The 16,011-nt window shown below is 58.6% G+C and carries 13 protein-coding genes and 1 pseudogene; 1 reads left to right on the top strand and 13 read right to left on the bottom strand.

Going from position 1 to position 16,011, the window contains the following annotated elements:
* Positions 1 to 28: 28 nt before the first annotated feature.
* Positions 29 to 1,579, bottom strand: a complete 1,551-nt coding sequence (locus tag C8K18_RS20590) for a methyl-accepting chemotaxis protein (RefSeq protein WP_029970159.1) — start codon at positions 1,577 to 1,579, stop codon at positions 29 to 31.
* A gap of 270 nt (positions 1,580 to 1,849) precedes the next feature.
* Here C8K18_RS20590 and C8K18_RS20585 point away from each other — a divergent pair, with 270 nt between their 5' ends.
* The gene (locus C8K18_RS20585) at positions 1,850 to 3,523 is read left to right on the top strand and encodes a cyclic nucleotide-binding domain-containing thioredoxin-disulfide reductase (RefSeq protein WP_053860109.1); all 1,674 of its coding nucleotides are present in this window, start codon (positions 1,850 to 1,852) and stop codon (positions 3,521 to 3,523) included.
* A 3-nt stretch (positions 3,524 to 3,526) separates the two neighbouring features.
* On the opposite strand, the gene C8K18_RS20580 is transcribed toward C8K18_RS20585, so the two are convergent.
* From C8K18_RS20580 to C8K18_RS20525, 12 genes and pseudogenes are all read right to left on the bottom strand, one after another.
* A complete protein-coding gene (locus C8K18_RS20580; RefSeq protein WP_107709455.1) occupies positions 3,527 to 4,219 on the bottom strand; it encodes an OmpA family protein in 693 nt (230 codons plus the stop codon).
* Positions 4,220 to 4,264: 45 nt separating this feature from the next.
* Positions 4,265 to 5,029 (bottom strand): flagellar motor protein, encoded by a 765-nt coding sequence (locus C8K18_RS20575; protein WP_107709453.1) that lies wholly within the window; start codon positions 5,027 to 5,029, stop codon positions 4,265 to 4,267.
* Positions 5,030 to 5,110: 81 nt separating this feature from the next.
* A complete protein-coding gene (locus C8K18_RS20570) occupies positions 5,111 to 6,346 on the bottom strand; it encodes a Crp/Fnr family transcriptional regulator (RefSeq protein ID WP_107709451.1) in 1,236 nt (411 codons plus the stop codon).
* Between the two features lie 235 nt (positions 6,347 to 6,581).
* Positions 6,582 to 7,433, bottom strand: a complete 852-nt coding sequence (locus C8K18_RS20565) for a carbohydrate ABC transporter permease (RefSeq protein WP_006049896.1) — start codon at positions 7,431 to 7,433, stop codon at positions 6,582 to 6,584.
* Between the two features lie 9 nt (positions 7,434 to 7,442).
* Positions 7,443 to 7,565 (bottom strand): annotated as a pseudogene (locus C8K18_RS20560) (sugar ABC transporter permease); the annotation flags it as partial.
* A gap of 681 nt (positions 7,566 to 8,246) precedes the next feature.
* Positions 8,247 to 8,630: a hypothetical protein gene (locus tag C8K18_RS20555; RefSeq protein WP_107709449.1), complete on the bottom strand. Its 384-nt coding sequence runs from the start codon at positions 8,628 to 8,630 to the stop codon at positions 8,247 to 8,249.
* Complete coding sequence (locus C8K18_RS20550) at positions 8,627 to 9,388, bottom strand: hypothetical protein (RefSeq protein ID WP_107709447.1); 762 nt, start codon at positions 9,386 to 9,388, stop codon at positions 8,627 to 8,629. Before C8K18_RS20550 ends, C8K18_RS20555 begins: the two co-directional genes overlap by 4 nt.
* A 4-nt stretch (positions 9,389 to 9,392) precedes the next feature.
* Positions 9,393 to 9,842, bottom strand: coding sequence for a hypothetical protein (locus tag C8K18_RS20545; RefSeq protein WP_107709445.1), 450 nt, complete (start codon positions 9,840 to 9,842; stop codon positions 9,393 to 9,395).
* Between the two features lie 286 nt (positions 9,843 to 10,128).
* Positions 10,129 to 10,980 carry a carbohydrate ABC transporter permease gene (locus C8K18_RS20540; RefSeq protein ID WP_006049896.1) on the bottom strand — a complete coding sequence of 284 codons (852 nt, stop codon included), beginning with the start codon at positions 10,978 to 10,980 and terminating at the stop codon, positions 10,129 to 10,131.
* A 9-nt stretch (positions 10,981 to 10,989) separates the two neighbouring features.
* Positions 10,990 to 11,958, bottom strand: a complete 969-nt coding sequence (locus tag C8K18_RS20535; protein ID WP_029970155.1) for a carbohydrate ABC transporter permease — start codon at positions 11,956 to 11,958, stop codon at positions 10,990 to 10,992.
* A gap of 721 nt (positions 11,959 to 12,679) precedes the next feature.
* A complete protein-coding gene (locus tag C8K18_RS20530; RefSeq protein WP_107709443.1) occupies positions 12,680 to 13,933 on the bottom strand; it encodes an ABC transporter substrate-binding protein in 1,254 nt (417 codons plus the stop codon).
* A gap of 89 nt (positions 13,934 to 14,022) precedes the next feature.
* Positions 14,023 to 16,008, bottom strand: a complete 1,986-nt coding sequence (locus C8K18_RS20525; RefSeq protein WP_107709441.1) for a beta-galactosidase — start codon at positions 16,006 to 16,008, stop codon at positions 14,023 to 14,025.
* Positions 16,009 to 16,011 lie beyond the last annotated feature (3 nt).

The raw sequence follows: 16,011 nt of genomic DNA, 5'->3' as shown, positions 1-16,011 counted from the left end.
GATTAGTTTGGTTTGGAGACTGACGGCGTTATCGCAGACGGAATGCCGACACCGCATCGTTCATCGACTGCGCCTGATGCTCGAGCGCGCTCGCAGCGGCGGCGGCCTGCTCGACGAGCGCGGCGTTCTGTTGCGTGACCTGATCCATCTGGCTGACGGCTTTGCCGACCTGCTCGATGCCCGCGGTTTGCTCGACCGTCGCCGACGTGATCTCCGCCATGATAGTCGCAACGCCCTGCACTGCGCCGACGATTTCGTTCATCGTGTGGCCGGCCTGCGTGACGAGTTCGTTGCCGCTGCGCACGTCGTCGACGGAAGCGGAAATGAGCGCCTTGATCTCTTGCGCGGCGCTCGCGCTGCGTTGAGCCAGCGTGCGCACTTCACCCGCGACGACAGCGAAGCCGCGGCCCTGCTCGCCCGCACGCGCGGACTCGACGGCAGCGTTGAGCGCGAGAATGTTGGTCTGGAATGCAATGCTGTCGATCATGCCGGTGATCTCCGCAATCTTGTGCGAGCTTGCGGTAATGGCCGTCATGGTGTGGACCGCGCGCTGCACGACGTCGCCGCCGCGCTGTGCGACGTCGGCGGCGCTCGCGGCAAGCGTGCTTGCCTGGCGCGCGTTATCCGCGTTCTGTCTGACGGTGGAGGTCAGTTCTTCCATGCTCGCCGCGGTTTCCTCGAGCGAAGCCGATTGCTCTTCGGTGCGGCTCGACAAATCGAGGTTGCCCGCTGCAATCTCGCGCGCGCCGCCGTGAATCGCCTCGCAACTGACGCGCACGTTCGACACGGTATGCGCGAGTCCGGCCTGCATCCGCGACATCGACGTGAACAACTTGCCGATCTCGCTCTTGCTGCCTTCAGGAATAGACGCGGTCAGATCATTGCCCGCAATCCGGTCGAGCAGTTTCGACGCCTGCTGCAACGGGCGAATCACAATGGTGCGCAACGCAAAGTGCGTGGCGACGATCAATGCGAGAGCAAGCGCAACACCAGTCAAAACCATTGCGACGATCCACCCGTATTCGCGTTCGGTTCTCGTCGCTGACTCCTTTGCAAGCGCACCCGCAAGGTTCTGGAATTTTTCGACGTTTGCCGAATAGACCTGACCGGCAAGTGTAATGTCGCGATCGTTGATGGCGACGTAGGCGTCGGTATCGCCACGCTGAAGCGCGTCGAAAGCTTTCTTTAAAGTGGCCGCCAATCCATTCGACGAATCGACGAGCTGCTGTTTCAACGCATCGTCCTGTCCCACGAATCGGGACGCTGCCGCAAAAGCGCGCGTCTCGGCATCCGCGCGATCGAGCGTTCGTTGCGCGCTGCCAAGTGCGGAATCGCGCGTGGCGAGATCGTTGCGCTCCTTCAACGCGGCATAAGCGCGCGTAAGCGCTGCCCGCGTGCGCGTGCTGTCCTTATAGCCGTCGTTGGCGAGGATCTCCTGAGTGGCGATCTCCTGAAGCCGCTGGGCGTTTTCATTCGAGCGGCCGAGTGCGAATACGCCGACCACGCCGCCGAACATAATCATCGCGGCAAAGACGACCAGCACTGCAAGTAAGCTGTTTTTTACTGTTAAATCGCGCATGCTTCCTAGACCCTTTTCATTGTCTATTTCTCTAATTCCTCCCGTCTTTTACGGCAAAAGAAGCGCGAACTTGAGCAGAAGCGCGCTCGCGCTGTTCGGCCGCACGTTCTCCGCCTTACGCACTCTTTACTGGCGAGTGGACTCTGGCGCACAATCTCGGCGAAAGCGGCTCGTCTGCCGGCTTTCCGTGCTGCCGATTGTTCGCATTCGCATGCCAATCCGGCGGCGCAGCGACACGCTGCATCGTGCGTCTTTCCAATCGGACCTCTCATGAGCGATAAAACTTCTGGCAAGCGTGAAGATCTGCTGGCAGGCGGCAGCCGTCACCACCAGATCTTCCCCAGGCTGAACGACGCGCAGTTCGCGGTACTCGAGCGCTATGGCGAGCGGCGCAAACTGAACACCGGCGACGTGCTGTTTACCGAAGGCGATCGCCACATTCCGATGTACGCGATCATCTCCGGCACCATCGAGGCGACGCGCGGCAGCGGCGATACGCTGCATGTTCTCGGCACGCACGGACCCGGCAGTTTTACCGGCGAAGTCGGCACGCTCGCGGGGCGCGGCGCGGTGGCGTCCGCGCGCGCGACGAGCGATTGCGAAGTCATCGTGATCGACGAGGAATCGCTGCGCGCGCTCGTGATTGCCGAAGCGGAACTGAGCGAGACGATCATGCGCGCATACATTCTGCGCCGCGTCGCCTACATACAGGATCAGAGCGGCGGCGTGGTCGTGATCGGCAGCTCGGCTTCTTTTCCGACACTCGTATTGCGGCACTTCCTGAGCCGTAATGCGCAACCGTCGGCGTACTTCGATATCGACGAGCACGAGGAAGCCAAAGCACTCTTGGAACGTTACGGCGCCACGAAAGAAGATCTGCCGGTACTCGTCACCTTGCAAGGTGTCGTGCTGAAGCGCCCGACAAATCGCGCCGTTGCCGACGCAATCGGTTTGAGTCCCGACAGATTGAATGGCGAACGGTTCGACGTGGTCGTGGTCGGCGCGGGACCGGCGGGCCTGGCCGCAGCCGTCTATGCCGCGTCGGAGGGATTGCGCGTCGCGGTTCTCGACACGAAAGCGCCGGGCGGCCAGGCCGGCACGAGTTCGAAGATCGAAAACTACTTTGGGTTTCCCACCGGCATCTCCGGTCAGGCGCTTGCCGGACGCGGCCTTTCGCAATGCCGCAAATTCGGTGCTGAAGTCGGCGTGCCGATCGAGGCGCTCGGTATTGAATGCGACAAGGGTCAGCCGTTTCACATCCGTCTCAGTCACGACGAGCATGTGTATGGCCGCGCAGTGGTGATCGCAACAGGCGCGCGTTATCGCAAGCCGGAGCTCGCACGTCTCGAACATTTCCAGGGCCGAGGCGTGTACTACAGCGCGACGTATATGGAAGCGGCGTTTTGCGGCAACGAAGAACTCGTCATTGTCGGCGGCGGCAATTCGGCGGGACAGGCTGCCGTATTTCTCTCGGGCTTCGCGCGCCATGTGCATATCGTGATTCGCGGCGAGGGACTTGCAGCGAGCATGTCAAACTACCTGATCCGACGCATCGAGGCAGCGCCGAATATCACGGTTCATGTGCGAACGCAGATCGTCGCGCTAAACGGTGAAGCGCATCTCGAGTCGATTCAATGGAATCAGCAAGGGCGAATCGAAGAGAAGCCAATCCGCCATGTGTTCCTGTTTCTGGGCGCGCAACCTAATACCGGCTGGCTTGGCGATTGCGTCGAACTCGATAGAAATGGCTTCGTGCTGACCGGTCCCGATGTCGCTCACAAGTGGACGTCCGAGCGCACCGGGCATTTTCTCGAAACGAGCCGGCCGGGTATTTTTGCGGTGGGCGACGTGCGCAGCGGCTCAGTGAAGAGAGTCGCGGCAGCCGTTGGAGAAGGCGCGGCCGCAATTCAGTCGCTTCATCAGTACCTTGCGCTCGGCGTTTGATGCTCAGTACTCGACGAGTATCGTCACGCGGCGATTGGCGGCGTTGGCCGCCGCATCGTTGCCGATGATAAGCGGGAAATTGTCGGCACGGCCGATTGCCGCCATGCGATGCGCTTCTATGCCCCTGTCCGCGAAGAAGCGCACCACCGCGCCCGCGCGCGCGGACGACAGTTCCCAGTTGGATTCGTATTTCGCCGTGGCAATCGGCAAACTGTCCGTATGCCCTTCCACGAGGATGTTATTTTTCGCGCGGTCGCGCAGCACCGCTGCAATGCGTTCCAGCACCGCGAACGATTCGGGCAAAAGACGCGCATCGCCGGAATTGAACAGTACTTTCGCATTGATCGCGATTTCCACGCCTTGCGGCGTGTGCGAAATCGTAATCTGGCGATTGTCCTGCAACGGCGCGAGCAATGACAGAAGCTGCTTTTTTGCGGCGTCTTTCGCGTTCGCTGCCGTGATCGGCGGCTCTACGTCGACAGCTTCCTTCACCGGATGATGCTGCAGCGTCTGTATTTGCAACTCGCTGTTCTTCGCGAGCTGCAAGACATAGAGCGCGAGAAACAGCACCATCAGTGTAGTAATCAGATCGGCGTATGAAATCAGCCAGCGGTCCGACTGCTCGCCGCTATCGTGGCTGTCGTCGTGCCCGTTCTTGTCCGTCGCGAGACGCTTGCTGCCAGTGGTTGTACTCATACACGCAGTCCGCTATCAGTTGATGCACGACTTTTCTCGACTCGACTAGCCGAGCAATTCGGCAGATCGTTCGCGCACGTCGCCCGCCAAACGCGTTTCGATCGTATGCGGCGATTCCTTACGCGAGATCGCGAGCAAGCCGTCCAGATACAAGCGCCTGAAACGCAATTCGCTATCCACCTGCGCGCGGATCTTTCCCGATAGCGGCAGAAATACGAGGTTCGCGAGCCCAAGGCCATACAGCGTGGCGACGAATGCGACCGCAATGCCCTTGCCCAGTTGCGACGGCTCGAGCATATGCCCCGTTACCTGAATCAAACCGAGCACTGCGCCGAGAATGCCGAAGGTCGGCGCATAACCGCCCGCCTGTTGCCAGATGCGCGCGGCCGCCATGCAATTGCGCTCATAGGCGTCGACTTCGCGCTGCAATGCGTCTTCGAGTACAGCCGTGGAAACGCCGTTCGCGAGCAGTTCGAGACCTCGCTTGGCGAACGGACTAATGCCTTTCGCGTCGATCGATTCGAATGCCAGCATGCCGTGCAGTTTCGCCTGATCGCCCCATTCGAGCAGAACGGAAAGGCTCTCGCGATCCACTTGCCGCGCCTTCACGAAAGCGAAGCGCAGCAGCTTCACGCCGTCGTAAAACCGCGCCCATGTGTTCTGGATCATCACTGCGCCCAACGTGCCGCCAAGCACAATGACAAACGCCTCCAGTTGAAGCAGCGACGTAAAGTCGCCGCCCTCGAGCGAGAAGCCCGCGACGATCGCCGCGACGCCGAACACTACGCCAAATACCGTCAAAAGATCCATACGTCCTCGCGACCGGCTGCACGAGCCTGCGAATTACAGTTAAAGGTTGCATTAGGCCTTTTAGACCGAACGCAACGGGCGTCAGGATTCAACCGGCGCGGCATGCGCCGCGGGCGACTTCAGTGCGCGGACGGTATCGATGAAACGCTGCTCGATTTCCACAATCTCGACGGGATCAATCTTGATCTCGCGGCGCATCACCCACGACACTTCTTTCTTTCTCGCTTCGGTCATGACGGCCCGCAGGCGCTCGTCCACCGGCTGCCCGGCTGACGCCGACAGCAGCTTCGCGAGATCGTAGGTATCGAACGCACTCACTGCCTCGAACAGGGTTCGCTGATCGACGAACTCGAGATCGTCGAGCGAATTCAATTCACCCGCACCGCGCGCATTGCGGCGCGAGAAATAGCTGAGGCCTTTCTCTTCGACGTAGTTGAGAACCTTGGTCTTGCGGAACGCGAAGAGGTCTTCGGCAATCTCCGAATGCGAGAGCTTGTTCAGAATCACCTTTTTGTCGACGCCGATCAACGCTTCCAGATCGTCGAGTTCAATCAGTTCGAGTTCGCTGCTGATCGAAACGTCGAGATCGTGATTCGCGACCTGCTGCGCGCGCTCGGTGATTTTCACCGGATCGAACGTGACGAGTTGCCTGCCCACTGCACCGTCGCTCGCCGAATAGCGTCCCGACGTATTGTTCAGCCGCTCTGAGCGTCCCGATTCGATGGAGACCAGATTGAGCTTCTCCATGCGCTTGAGCATCGCCATCACATGCGGGCGCGAATGGCCTGCAATCGCGTTGCACTTCTTGATGACTTCGGGAAGCGGAATCGAGACTTCCTCGTTCTGAGGACGGCGAGCGCGTGCATCGAACCGGTCAGTCGCCTCGGCGCCTGCCATCAACGACAGCACATGCGCGTAGGACAGTACGCCTGGGAGAAAATCGGCATGTGTGTTCGTCGCGAGAATGTCGTCCTTCTTCTTGACGCGCCGTATCATCGTGCGAACGATATGGCGCAGCAGCGGCGACACGCGTTCCAGTTCTTCTTCGACGATACCGCCTGCGATAGCCGTCAATTGACAAAAACTCAATGCCTTGGCGGTGTGCGCTCGCGGCTCGGGCGGCAACAACGCCGCTTCGCCGAAAAACTCACCCTTGCCGAGCGTGGCGAGAATGACCTTTTTTTCATCGCACTGCGTGGAGATTTCGACTTTGCCATCTGCAATAACGTAGATGACTGCGTCGCCCAAGAAGCCTTCCGAATAGATGACTTCCCCCGGAGCCGCGGTGCGAGTCCATGGCGAGCGTTGTTGGTTCACGATTACTACCCCCGATGAGCTTTGGTCCAGCGCGTGCCTTTTTTTCAGGCACGAGTCAGTTCGACGGTCTGACTTATTTCACTAGATAACGACAAGCCCTTCCCGATCTTTAATGAGGGGAAACGTGATGATAATTGCGCAAACGTTTGCCAGTCGTACTGGCAAAGCTGGGTGTGCTTCGCGAGACTTATTATTCTTTTGCCGTGGCTTTTTTTAGCGTGAGGCGATCGCCGGTTTAGCCCTTTGTTGCACCGAACGTCAACCCGGCGACAAAGTGTTTTTGCATCGCAAAGAACATGGCCACAGAAGGCAGCGCAGCGAGAATGGAGCCTGCGGAAACGAGGTTCCAGGCAGTCGTCCATTGGCCCTTCAACGCAGCAACGCCGACTGTGATCGGCGCGGCGTCATCGCCTTGCGTCAGACATAACGCCCAGAAGTAATCGTTCCAGACAAAGGTGAAAACCAGGATCGCCAGCGCGGCGAGCGCGGGCCGTATCAGCGGAAGCACGATTTTGAAGAACACGGTCCACTCGTTTGCGCCTTCGATGCGCGCGGCCTCGACGAGTTCGAACGGCAACTGCTTGATGAAGTTGCGCAGGAAAAGCGCGCAAAATCCGGTCTGAAACGAAACATGAAAGAGGATCAGTGCGCTAACCGTATTGAACACGCCGAGTTGCAACGACAGGTCGCGCACCGGAATCATCAGCACCTGCACGGGCACGAAGTTGCCCGCGACAAAGGTGGCGAATAGCGAGGAATTGCCGCGAAAGCGATAGATGGCGAGCGCGAAGCCCGCCATCGCCGCGAGAGCGATCGAGCCGATTACCGCAGGCACGGTAATGAGCACGCTATTCCAGAAGTAATGCAGCATCGGCGAAGTGGTGAGTGCCTCGCGATAGTTGTCGAATAGCGCGAAGTGTTTGGGCCAGCCCCAATAGTTGCCCTCGCTGAGTTCTTCCGTCGACCGCACTGAGGTAACGAGCACGGCGATCATCGGCAGAAGCCAGATCAGCAGTGCAATCGGCAAGGTGAGTTTGTAGACGCGGCGCGTGGCCGGTTTCCATTTGTCGATGGGAATTGGAAACATGGTCGCTCCTTATTGCTCGGTGCGCAGCATCCGCCGCAAGTGATAAACGATATACACCAGCATGATGCCGAACAGCACGACGGCCACTGCCGCCGAATAACCAATGCGGTAGTACTTGATCGCCTGGTCGAAGCGGGTACAACTTAAATACCCTCCACAATCCATGAAACGCGCTCTGAGCAAGGCTTGGACAGTATGACAGAGCCGAAAGCGCCACAGATTTTTACCTGCATCAGTGCAGTGCCGTCTAGCATGCAAGTGTCAGGGTCACTATCACTTCCAAGCATGACTTACCACGCTGTCACCGTCACCCTTGAGGACATCACCGGTATCACCGCAAATAAGAGCCGATCTGGCAATACACAGAGCCTAAACTTCAATGTCACCGTTCAGGGAACGCGCCAGTACGCCGTCCTTATTCGCGGTGCACCGCGACTTGAGAGCGGCACCGTCGTTACTGCCGTGCTTCGCGATCCGAGCAACTGGCAAACGCTTATCGGGTGGCTTGATCATTCAACCGGCGAAATATTTGGGATTGATTCGCCCGGTGAGCTTTTATGGCGATGCCTGTTCGCAGCCGCGATCGGGCTGTCATTCGCCGTAACAGCATTTAGCGAAAGATCGGGTGTTCACAGGACCGTCTTGTTACTCTTAGCTGTAGCGATGAATGTTTGTTCGATTGGCTGGTGGCTGCGATCAGTGAGAGCGTACAGATTGCTTCGACCGTAACCGTGGCACACAAGGAAACGCCCGCAGTATGCGGGCGTTGTCGTTTCAAGATGGATGCTTGTTTTCCGAGTTCCGGCAGACAACCTATCCAGTGTGCGTCTCGATCCAGGCTTTACACACCTTGCGCCGCATCAGTACCGCCCCTACCAGGCGAGCCCACACGCAGACAGTTACGAGTGCTGCGGCCCATAGCTCTAATACATGGTGGACAGGGTTCGCGACAACTGGCCACACGAGAGTAAAAACGGCGATCCATCGCAGCAGCCGATAACCGCGTCTTTGCCTGGTCATCACCCAGTGCGCCGCGAACTGGTTTGCGAGCAGGCTCGCAACGACGGCCCACACGCCCCAAAGAGGCAGTGCGCGACTGACCACAAGCTCGATTTCGACCACTGCTTCCAGCGCGGCAGCGATAGTGAACGCGACGAGCGAAGCCCGCAGCGCTCCCGGCATTTTCGTCGTGATCATGGGTACTTTGTCGGGCAGTAGCCCATCCAGCTAACGTAGTCCGTCCCGCCGCTCTTTTGTTGCAGGTATTCGCAGTAGTCTCTACGATAACTATCGTCGTTGACCGGCGTCAGGCTTCCCGGGATCGGATTGCCCATTATTTTCAACGCACCGTTTGACATACCTTGATCCGTAAGGCAAGCAAACAGCCCCTTGGTGCCCATTATCTCGTCATAGCCGAGCAGGTTGTAACCACTGGGCGTGTCGAAAGTTCCGTTACAGCCCCAATACAGAGGAGCGGTCGCGACCGAAGCGGGCTTCGTAATCTGCATGCTGTTCCCGAGTGCGTTCGCCAGCCATATTCTCGCCGTGTTTACGTAGGGCGTAAATGCGCTGTACAGATCGGCGGTCATGGCGAAGGCGCTGATCACAAGCATTGCTTCCGGTCCCACTTCTGCCCAGAACAGCAGCGTCGCAGCCATAGTTCCCGTCGCGCTCACCAGCGTTAGGACGTCGCCCGCCTGTACCTTCTTGTTCGGGTCTTTCCAGTCCACTACGATCTTGGTCAGCGCCGCGTTGGCTGCCAGGCCGTTGGTGAGAATACGGATCGGCTGAAGCATCTGGAAGACGTTAGACACCGTGGCGACAACCGTTGCATTGGTGCCGATAATCGAAAGCGAATCGGTCTGATTTTCTTTGTATCCGAGGAAAGCCTGATACGTGTTCATGACATTGGAGCCATTTTCCAGCCATTGCAGAACGATTTCGGTTTTAGCCATTTTTTTATTCCGCCTTCGATTGCGTGTTCCACGGAGCAATGGAATTAACCACCGCACTGAGCGCTGGAGCGATTGAGGGACTCTCGCCGATAACGTACCGGTAATAAAGTTGCGCGTTGGCGACTTTAGGCTGATAAACCGGCTGCGCAATGAAGGATTTGGACGCGGTAAGCGTAAGTGGAATGCGGTCGATGATCTGTGTGAATCCCCGGTCCGTCGCGATTTGTAGCGTCGCGTGAACGTCGCTCTGAAGATTGCTGAAGTTGACGATACGGACCCAGAAGACCCATTCCCCGTTATCGCGTTTCTGTGCTGTCGCCCCGTTAGTCAGCTCATAGCTGCGCCCCGATATTGCGACGTGCCTAGGCGATGCCGGTGCCGCTTTTGCCGAACTCGCGGCGAGTCCTGCGAGAGAGAGCGCGCTCGCGCTCAGAAAAGATCGTCTGTTCGTCATCGTTCTTATCGATAGATGGCTTGCGCCGGATTGGTTTGAATGTAGCCCGTACTACATTTCAAACCTATCGCCATCCGTACTTTCCGAACAATCGGACGAATCCGAAAACGCGCATTTCTGCGAGTCGCCTTAACCCGCCTCGTCTGCCTGCCAAGTCTTGCCGCGGCAATGAACGAACGCTCCAATCAGGCGCGACAGCAGACGTCGTTCGTGGAACCGTATCCCTTTCACGTGAGCCGACTTAGCAGTCTGACTGGACAATTAAAAAATGCACGCGCTCGTGCCCTCAACCCTTCGTCGCACCAAACGTCAAGCCGGCGACAAAGTGTTTTTGCATCGCAAAGAACATTGCCACCGAAGGCAGCGCAGCGAGAATGGAGCCTGCCGAAACAAGATTCCACGCTGTCGTCCATTGACCCTTCAACGCGGCGACGCCGACTGTGATCGGCGCGGCGTCATCACCTTGCGTCAGACATAACGCCCAGAAGTAATCGTTCCAGACAAAGGTGAAAACCAGAATCGCGAGCGCGGCGAGCGCGGGTCGTATCAGGGGAAGCACGATTTTGAAGAACACGGTCCACTCGTTTGCGCCTTCGATGCGCGCGGCCTCGACGAGTTCGAACGGCAACTGCTTGATGAAGTTGCGCAAGAAAAGCGCGCAAAATCCGGTCTGAAACGAAACATGAAAGAGGATCAGTGCGCTAACCGTATTGAACACGCCGAGTTGCAACGACAGATCGCGCACCGGAATCATCAGCACCTGCACGGGCACGAAGTTGCCCGCGACAAAGGTGGCGAATAGCGAGGAATTGCCGCGAAAGCGATAGATGGCGAGCGCAAAGCCGGCCATCGCCGCAAGTGCGATCGAGCCGATCACCGCGGGCACGGTAATGAGTACGCTATTCCAGAAGTAATGCAGCATCGGCGAAGTGGTGAGCGCCTCGCGATAGTTGTCGAATAGCGCGAAGTGTTTGGGCCAGCCCCAATAGTTGCCCTCGCTGAGTTCTTCCGTCGACCGCACTGAGGTAACGAGCACGGCGATCATCGGCAGAAGCCAGATCAGCAGCGCAATCGGCAAGGTGAGTTTGTAGACGCGGCGCGTGGCCGGTTTCCATTTGTCGATGGGAATTGGAAACATGGTCGCTCCTTATTGCTCGGTGCGCAGCATCCGCCGCAAGTGATAAACGATATACACCAGCATGATGCCGAACAGCACGACGGCCACTGCCGCGGAATAACCAATGCGGTAGTACTTGATTGCCTGGTCGTACATGTAATAGGCGAGTACCGTCGAGCTTTCGAACGGACCGCCGCCGGTCATCACCGAGATCAGATCGAAACTGCGCAATGCGCCGATGATCGTGACGACAATTGCCATGAACGTAGTAGGTCGCAATTGCGGAAGAATGACGTGCCACAGCATCGACCAGCCGCGTGCGCCTTCCATGCGTGCGGCCTCTATCTGCTCGGCATTGAGCGATGTGAGTCCGGTCAGATAGAGAATCATGCAATAGGCGGTTTGCGGCCACAGTGCCGCGAATACGATGCCGAAAGTCGCGTAGCGCGGATCGCCGAGTACCGGCACGCCGTGGCCGAGAATCAGCGCGAGCAGGCCGAATGTCGGATCGTAGAACCACGAGAAGATCAGTCCGACGACGACGCCGGACAAGACGAACGGTGCAAAGAACAGCGATTTGACGATACGGATACCGGCCACTGCCTGATTCAGGTAGAGCGCGACGGCGAGTCCCATCGGCGGCGCGAGTAGAAATAGCAGCAACCAGATGACGTTGTTCTTCAACGCGGTATAGAACGTTTGCGCGTTGAACAGTTCGACGTAATTGGCGAGACCGACGAAAGTCGGCTCCGTCATGCCGTCCCAGTTGAAGAAGCTCAGGCGTATTGTCGAGAGAATCGGCCAGATCACATAAATGGCCACCATGACGCAGGCCGGCGCGAGAAACAGAAAGGCCGCGCGCCGTTGGCGCCTTGCAGTGGGCGAAGGACGGCGGCCGCGCGTGCGGACATTCGGCGCGCGGTCACGCGATGCGGGCAGCGCGGAGCCGCCCGGCTGAACGGGTCCGTCCACGGTGTGACGGGTGACGGAATGCGACAAAGTGATTCTCCTGTCGACCAGAGTTAGCGCTTTAGCGCTTACTCTGGTCCCATGCAAAGCTGTCGGTGAGAGTTGGTGCTTTAGCTGTCGATCCGGAGTTCGCGCTTTAGTGCGTTACTCCGGTCCCATGCAAAGCACCTACTCCTACCCCATGCAAAGCTGTCGGTGGGAGTTGGTGCTTTAGCTGTCGATCCGGAGTTCGCGCTTTAGCGCGTTACTCCGGTCCCATGCAAAGCTCCTACTCCCACCCCATGCAAAGCTGTCGACCAGAGTTAGCGCTTTAGCTGTCGATCCGGAGTTCGCGCTTTAGCGCGTTACTCCGGTCCCATGCAAAGCACCTACTCCTACCCCATGCAAAGCTGTCGACCAGAGTTAGCGCTTTAGCTGTCGATCCGGAGTTCGCGCTTTAGCGCGTTACTCCGGTCCCATGCAAAGCTCTTACTCCCACCCCCTGCAAAGCTGTCGGTGGGAGTTGGTGCTTTAGCTGTCGATCCGGAGTTCGCGCTTTAGCGCGTTACTCCGGTCCCATGCAAAGCTCCTACTCCTACCCCATGCAAAGCTGTCGACCAGAGTTAGCGCTTTGGCTGTCGATCCGGAGTTCGCGCTTTAGCGCGTTACTCCGGTCCCATGCAAAGCTCTTACTCCCACCCCATACAAAGCTGTCGACGCGTGTTATCGGCCAAGCAAAAACACCAAGGCGGCAGCCCGACCGCCCCCTTCCCTACTTCTTATAAATCCGCTTCCGCGTCTGCTCCAACTGCGCGAGCACACTATCAAGCTTCGACGGATCGGAAATGAACTGCTGCATGCCCTTCATGCCTTCATCGGCCATTTCCTTTGTCATGTCGCGATCATAGAACTGCGCAATGCCGCCCTTCGTATTCGCAAGAATCTGGAAACCGATCTTCGAAATCGGATCTTCCGGTTCCGGCGACTTGCTGTTCGCCGACAACGATCCAAGCCCCGTGGCGAGCTTCGCGCCGATTTCCGGCGTCTCGACAAATGCGAGGAACGTATGCGCATCCGCCTTGTTCTTCGCTTTCGACGGAATATGCAGCGATTCGACCGGACCATCTTCAGCGGTCGGCACATTGGCGTCGATGATCGGGAACTGGAAGTAGCCCATTTGAGGCTTCACGTTCGCCGGAAAGCCCGCGGTAATGAACGTGCCCATCAGCATCATCGCGGCCTTGCCCTGGAACAGGAACGGCTGCACCGAATCGAGATCGTAAGAGAGCGAGTTGTCGATGAAATAGCCGGCGTCGATCAACTGCTTCCACGTCGTATAAACGTTCTTCACACGCGGATCGGTGTACGCAATCTCGCCGGCCATCAACTTCTGGTGGAATGCGTTGCCGTTCACGCGCAGATCCAGATAATCGAACCAGCCGGCGAGCGTCCACGAATCGCGGCCCGCAACGGCAATCGGCGCAATGCCGGCTGCCTTCAACTTCTTGCAGTCGTCGAGAAACTGCTCCCACGTTTTCGGCTCACCGGAAATGCCGGCCTTCTGAAACAGATCCTTGCGATAGAACATGCCCCACGAGTAGTACACCGTGGGCGCCGCATATTGCTTGCCCTTATACGACGAGGCTTCTTTCGTCGACGCATACATGTCGTTCCAGCCGTTCTTCGCCCAATCGCCGCTCAGGTCTTCAAAGAGGCCGCGCTGCGCGTAATAAGCCATGCGTTCGCCGTCATGCCAGTTCACGATGTCGGGCGCGACCGTGGAGAGCCAGCCGGGCAACTGCACCTTGTAGGCTTCTTCGTCGATAAAGGACACCTTCACGTCGATGCCAGGATGCGCCTTCTTGAAGTCGTCGACCACCGACTGCCACACCGCGCGCTGGCTCGCGCCCTTGAACGCGATGTTCGCAGTCAGCGTGCCGGCCTGCGCGGTACTGACAACGGACGTTCCGAGCGCAGCCGCAGCGAGCGCGAGTGTCAGCAGAACCTTGCGTGGTTTCATTTTCATGCTACCTGTCTCCTTTATTCCTTGATTTTGCGTCGTTGTCGTTACTGCATGGAATTCCGGCTTGCCAATCGTCCCGTTACCCGAACCGGTCATTTCGATCGATACGCTGCCACGCCCTGTGGTTCGACTGCGCGCGAACCGATAATGAACGCGTCGTCTGCCACATCGGCGATCGTGTGTGCGCAATCGCCGTAGTTGAACACATAGGTCAGCGCACCACGCCGGCTGATGCGTACGCTTTCGCCGAGCGGCATCGTTTGAATGCCGGCTTGCTGCGCGATTTGCGCAAAGAGCCGAACCGTCAGCGCGTCGTCGAACAGGCTTGCAAAGTAATGAAATGCGCCGCTTCGCACATATGCCGGGTGGCCGTCCGCGAAACGCGCGAGCACGTCGAACGAATTCGTGCCATTGCTTTCGATGAAATCGCGCCAGTGACGCGCGACGCCATCCTCAGCATTCGCGTTCTGTGTGCCGAGAAGACGCACAGGTTCGGTCACATTAGGTCGCATCGATTCGACGCGCCATACTCGCAACGGCAATACATCAGCGAGCGGGCCTGGCGGAAGATTCGCCGGAATCTGCAAGTCCTGAGTCTTCGAACCGGTACGTGGGCCGACCACCACTTGCGCGCCCGACTTCGCGAGGCGCGCGGCAAGATCAGCAGACACGACCGGCAACGGCGGCACGACGATCAGACTGTAGCCGTCCAGCGATGCATCGACCGGCACGACATCCACATCGAGACCTAGTGCGCGCAATGCCGAGTAGTACTCGAATGCAAAGCGCGGATAGTGAAAGTCCGCACCCTGCGGATGAATCTCGAAGAGCCACTTCGCCTCATAGTCGTAGACGAGCGCGACCTTTGAACGAATCGCGGCGTCGGCGTCGGCGTTCGCCGCGAGTACAGTGCCGATTTCCTCGGCCACGCGCGCGGCCTCGCTACCGCCCACGTCGAGGCGGTTATCCGGCGTATTCAGACCCGCATGCATCTGCTCCTGCGCAAACGGCGCCTGACGCCAGCGGAAATACGACACGCAACCCGCGCCATGCGCAAACGCCTCCCAACTCCACAAACGCACCATGCCAGGCAGCGGCGCGGGATTCCACATCGCCCAGTTCACTGGACCCGGCTGCTGCTCCATCACCCAGAACGGCAGCTTCGACATGCCGCGGTACACGTCGTGATTGAACGACGCAAAGTCAGGATGACCGCTGCGCAGCCAGCGCGCTTTCACGTCCGGCGCAAACCATTGCTCTTCGAGTGCGCCGAGCGGATAGCTGTCCCACGCGGCAACGTCGAGATCGGCGGCAACTTTGTAGTGATCGAACTCGGTGAAGAGCTGCATGAAGTTGTGCGCGATCGGCCGCCCCGGCGAATGCGCGCGAATGATCTCGACCTGCATGCGGTTATAGCGCGCGACTTCATCGGAAGCGAAGCGCCGGTAATCGAGCCGATGCGAAGGATGCGCTTCGGTCACGGTTGCGACCGGTGCGTCGATCTCATCGAAACTGCGGTACTCCATGCTCCAGAACACGGTGCCCCACGCGCGATTCAATGCGTCGACAGTTTGATAGCGCGCTTTCAGCCACTCGCGAAAGCGCTCTACTGCCGCGGGCGAATAACTGACTACCGTGTGATGGCAACCAAATTCGTTATCGGTCTGCCAGTAACGAACGGCCGGATGCTTGCCATAACGCTCGGCAATTGCAGTGCAAATCTTCTGCGACGCCGCGAAATACGACGGCGACGAAAAGTCATAGTGACGACGCGAACCGAACGCGCGCGGCCGGCCATCGGCGCCAATCGGCAAGATGTCCGGATGACGGTCGATCAGCCACTTCGGCGGCGTCGCGGTCGGCGTGCACATTACAACCTGCAGACCGGCCGCGCCGAGTACTTCGATCGCGCGATCGAGCCACGCCCAATCATATTCACCGGGCGTCGGTTCAATGCGGCTCCATGCGAACTCGGCTATTCGCACCTGTTCGATGCCGAGTGCTTTCATCCGGCGCGCGTCGTCTTCCCACATCGACTCTGGCCAGTGTTCCGGGTAGTAGCAGACTCCAAGGCGCATCCG

The organism is Paraburkholderia sp. GV068, from assembly GCF_003058125.1.
Taxonomy (GTDB): Bacteria; Pseudomonadota; Gammaproteobacteria; order Burkholderiales; family Burkholderiaceae; genus Paraburkholderia; species Paraburkholderia graminis.
This window is presented reverse-complemented; position numbering and strand designations above follow the sequence as displayed.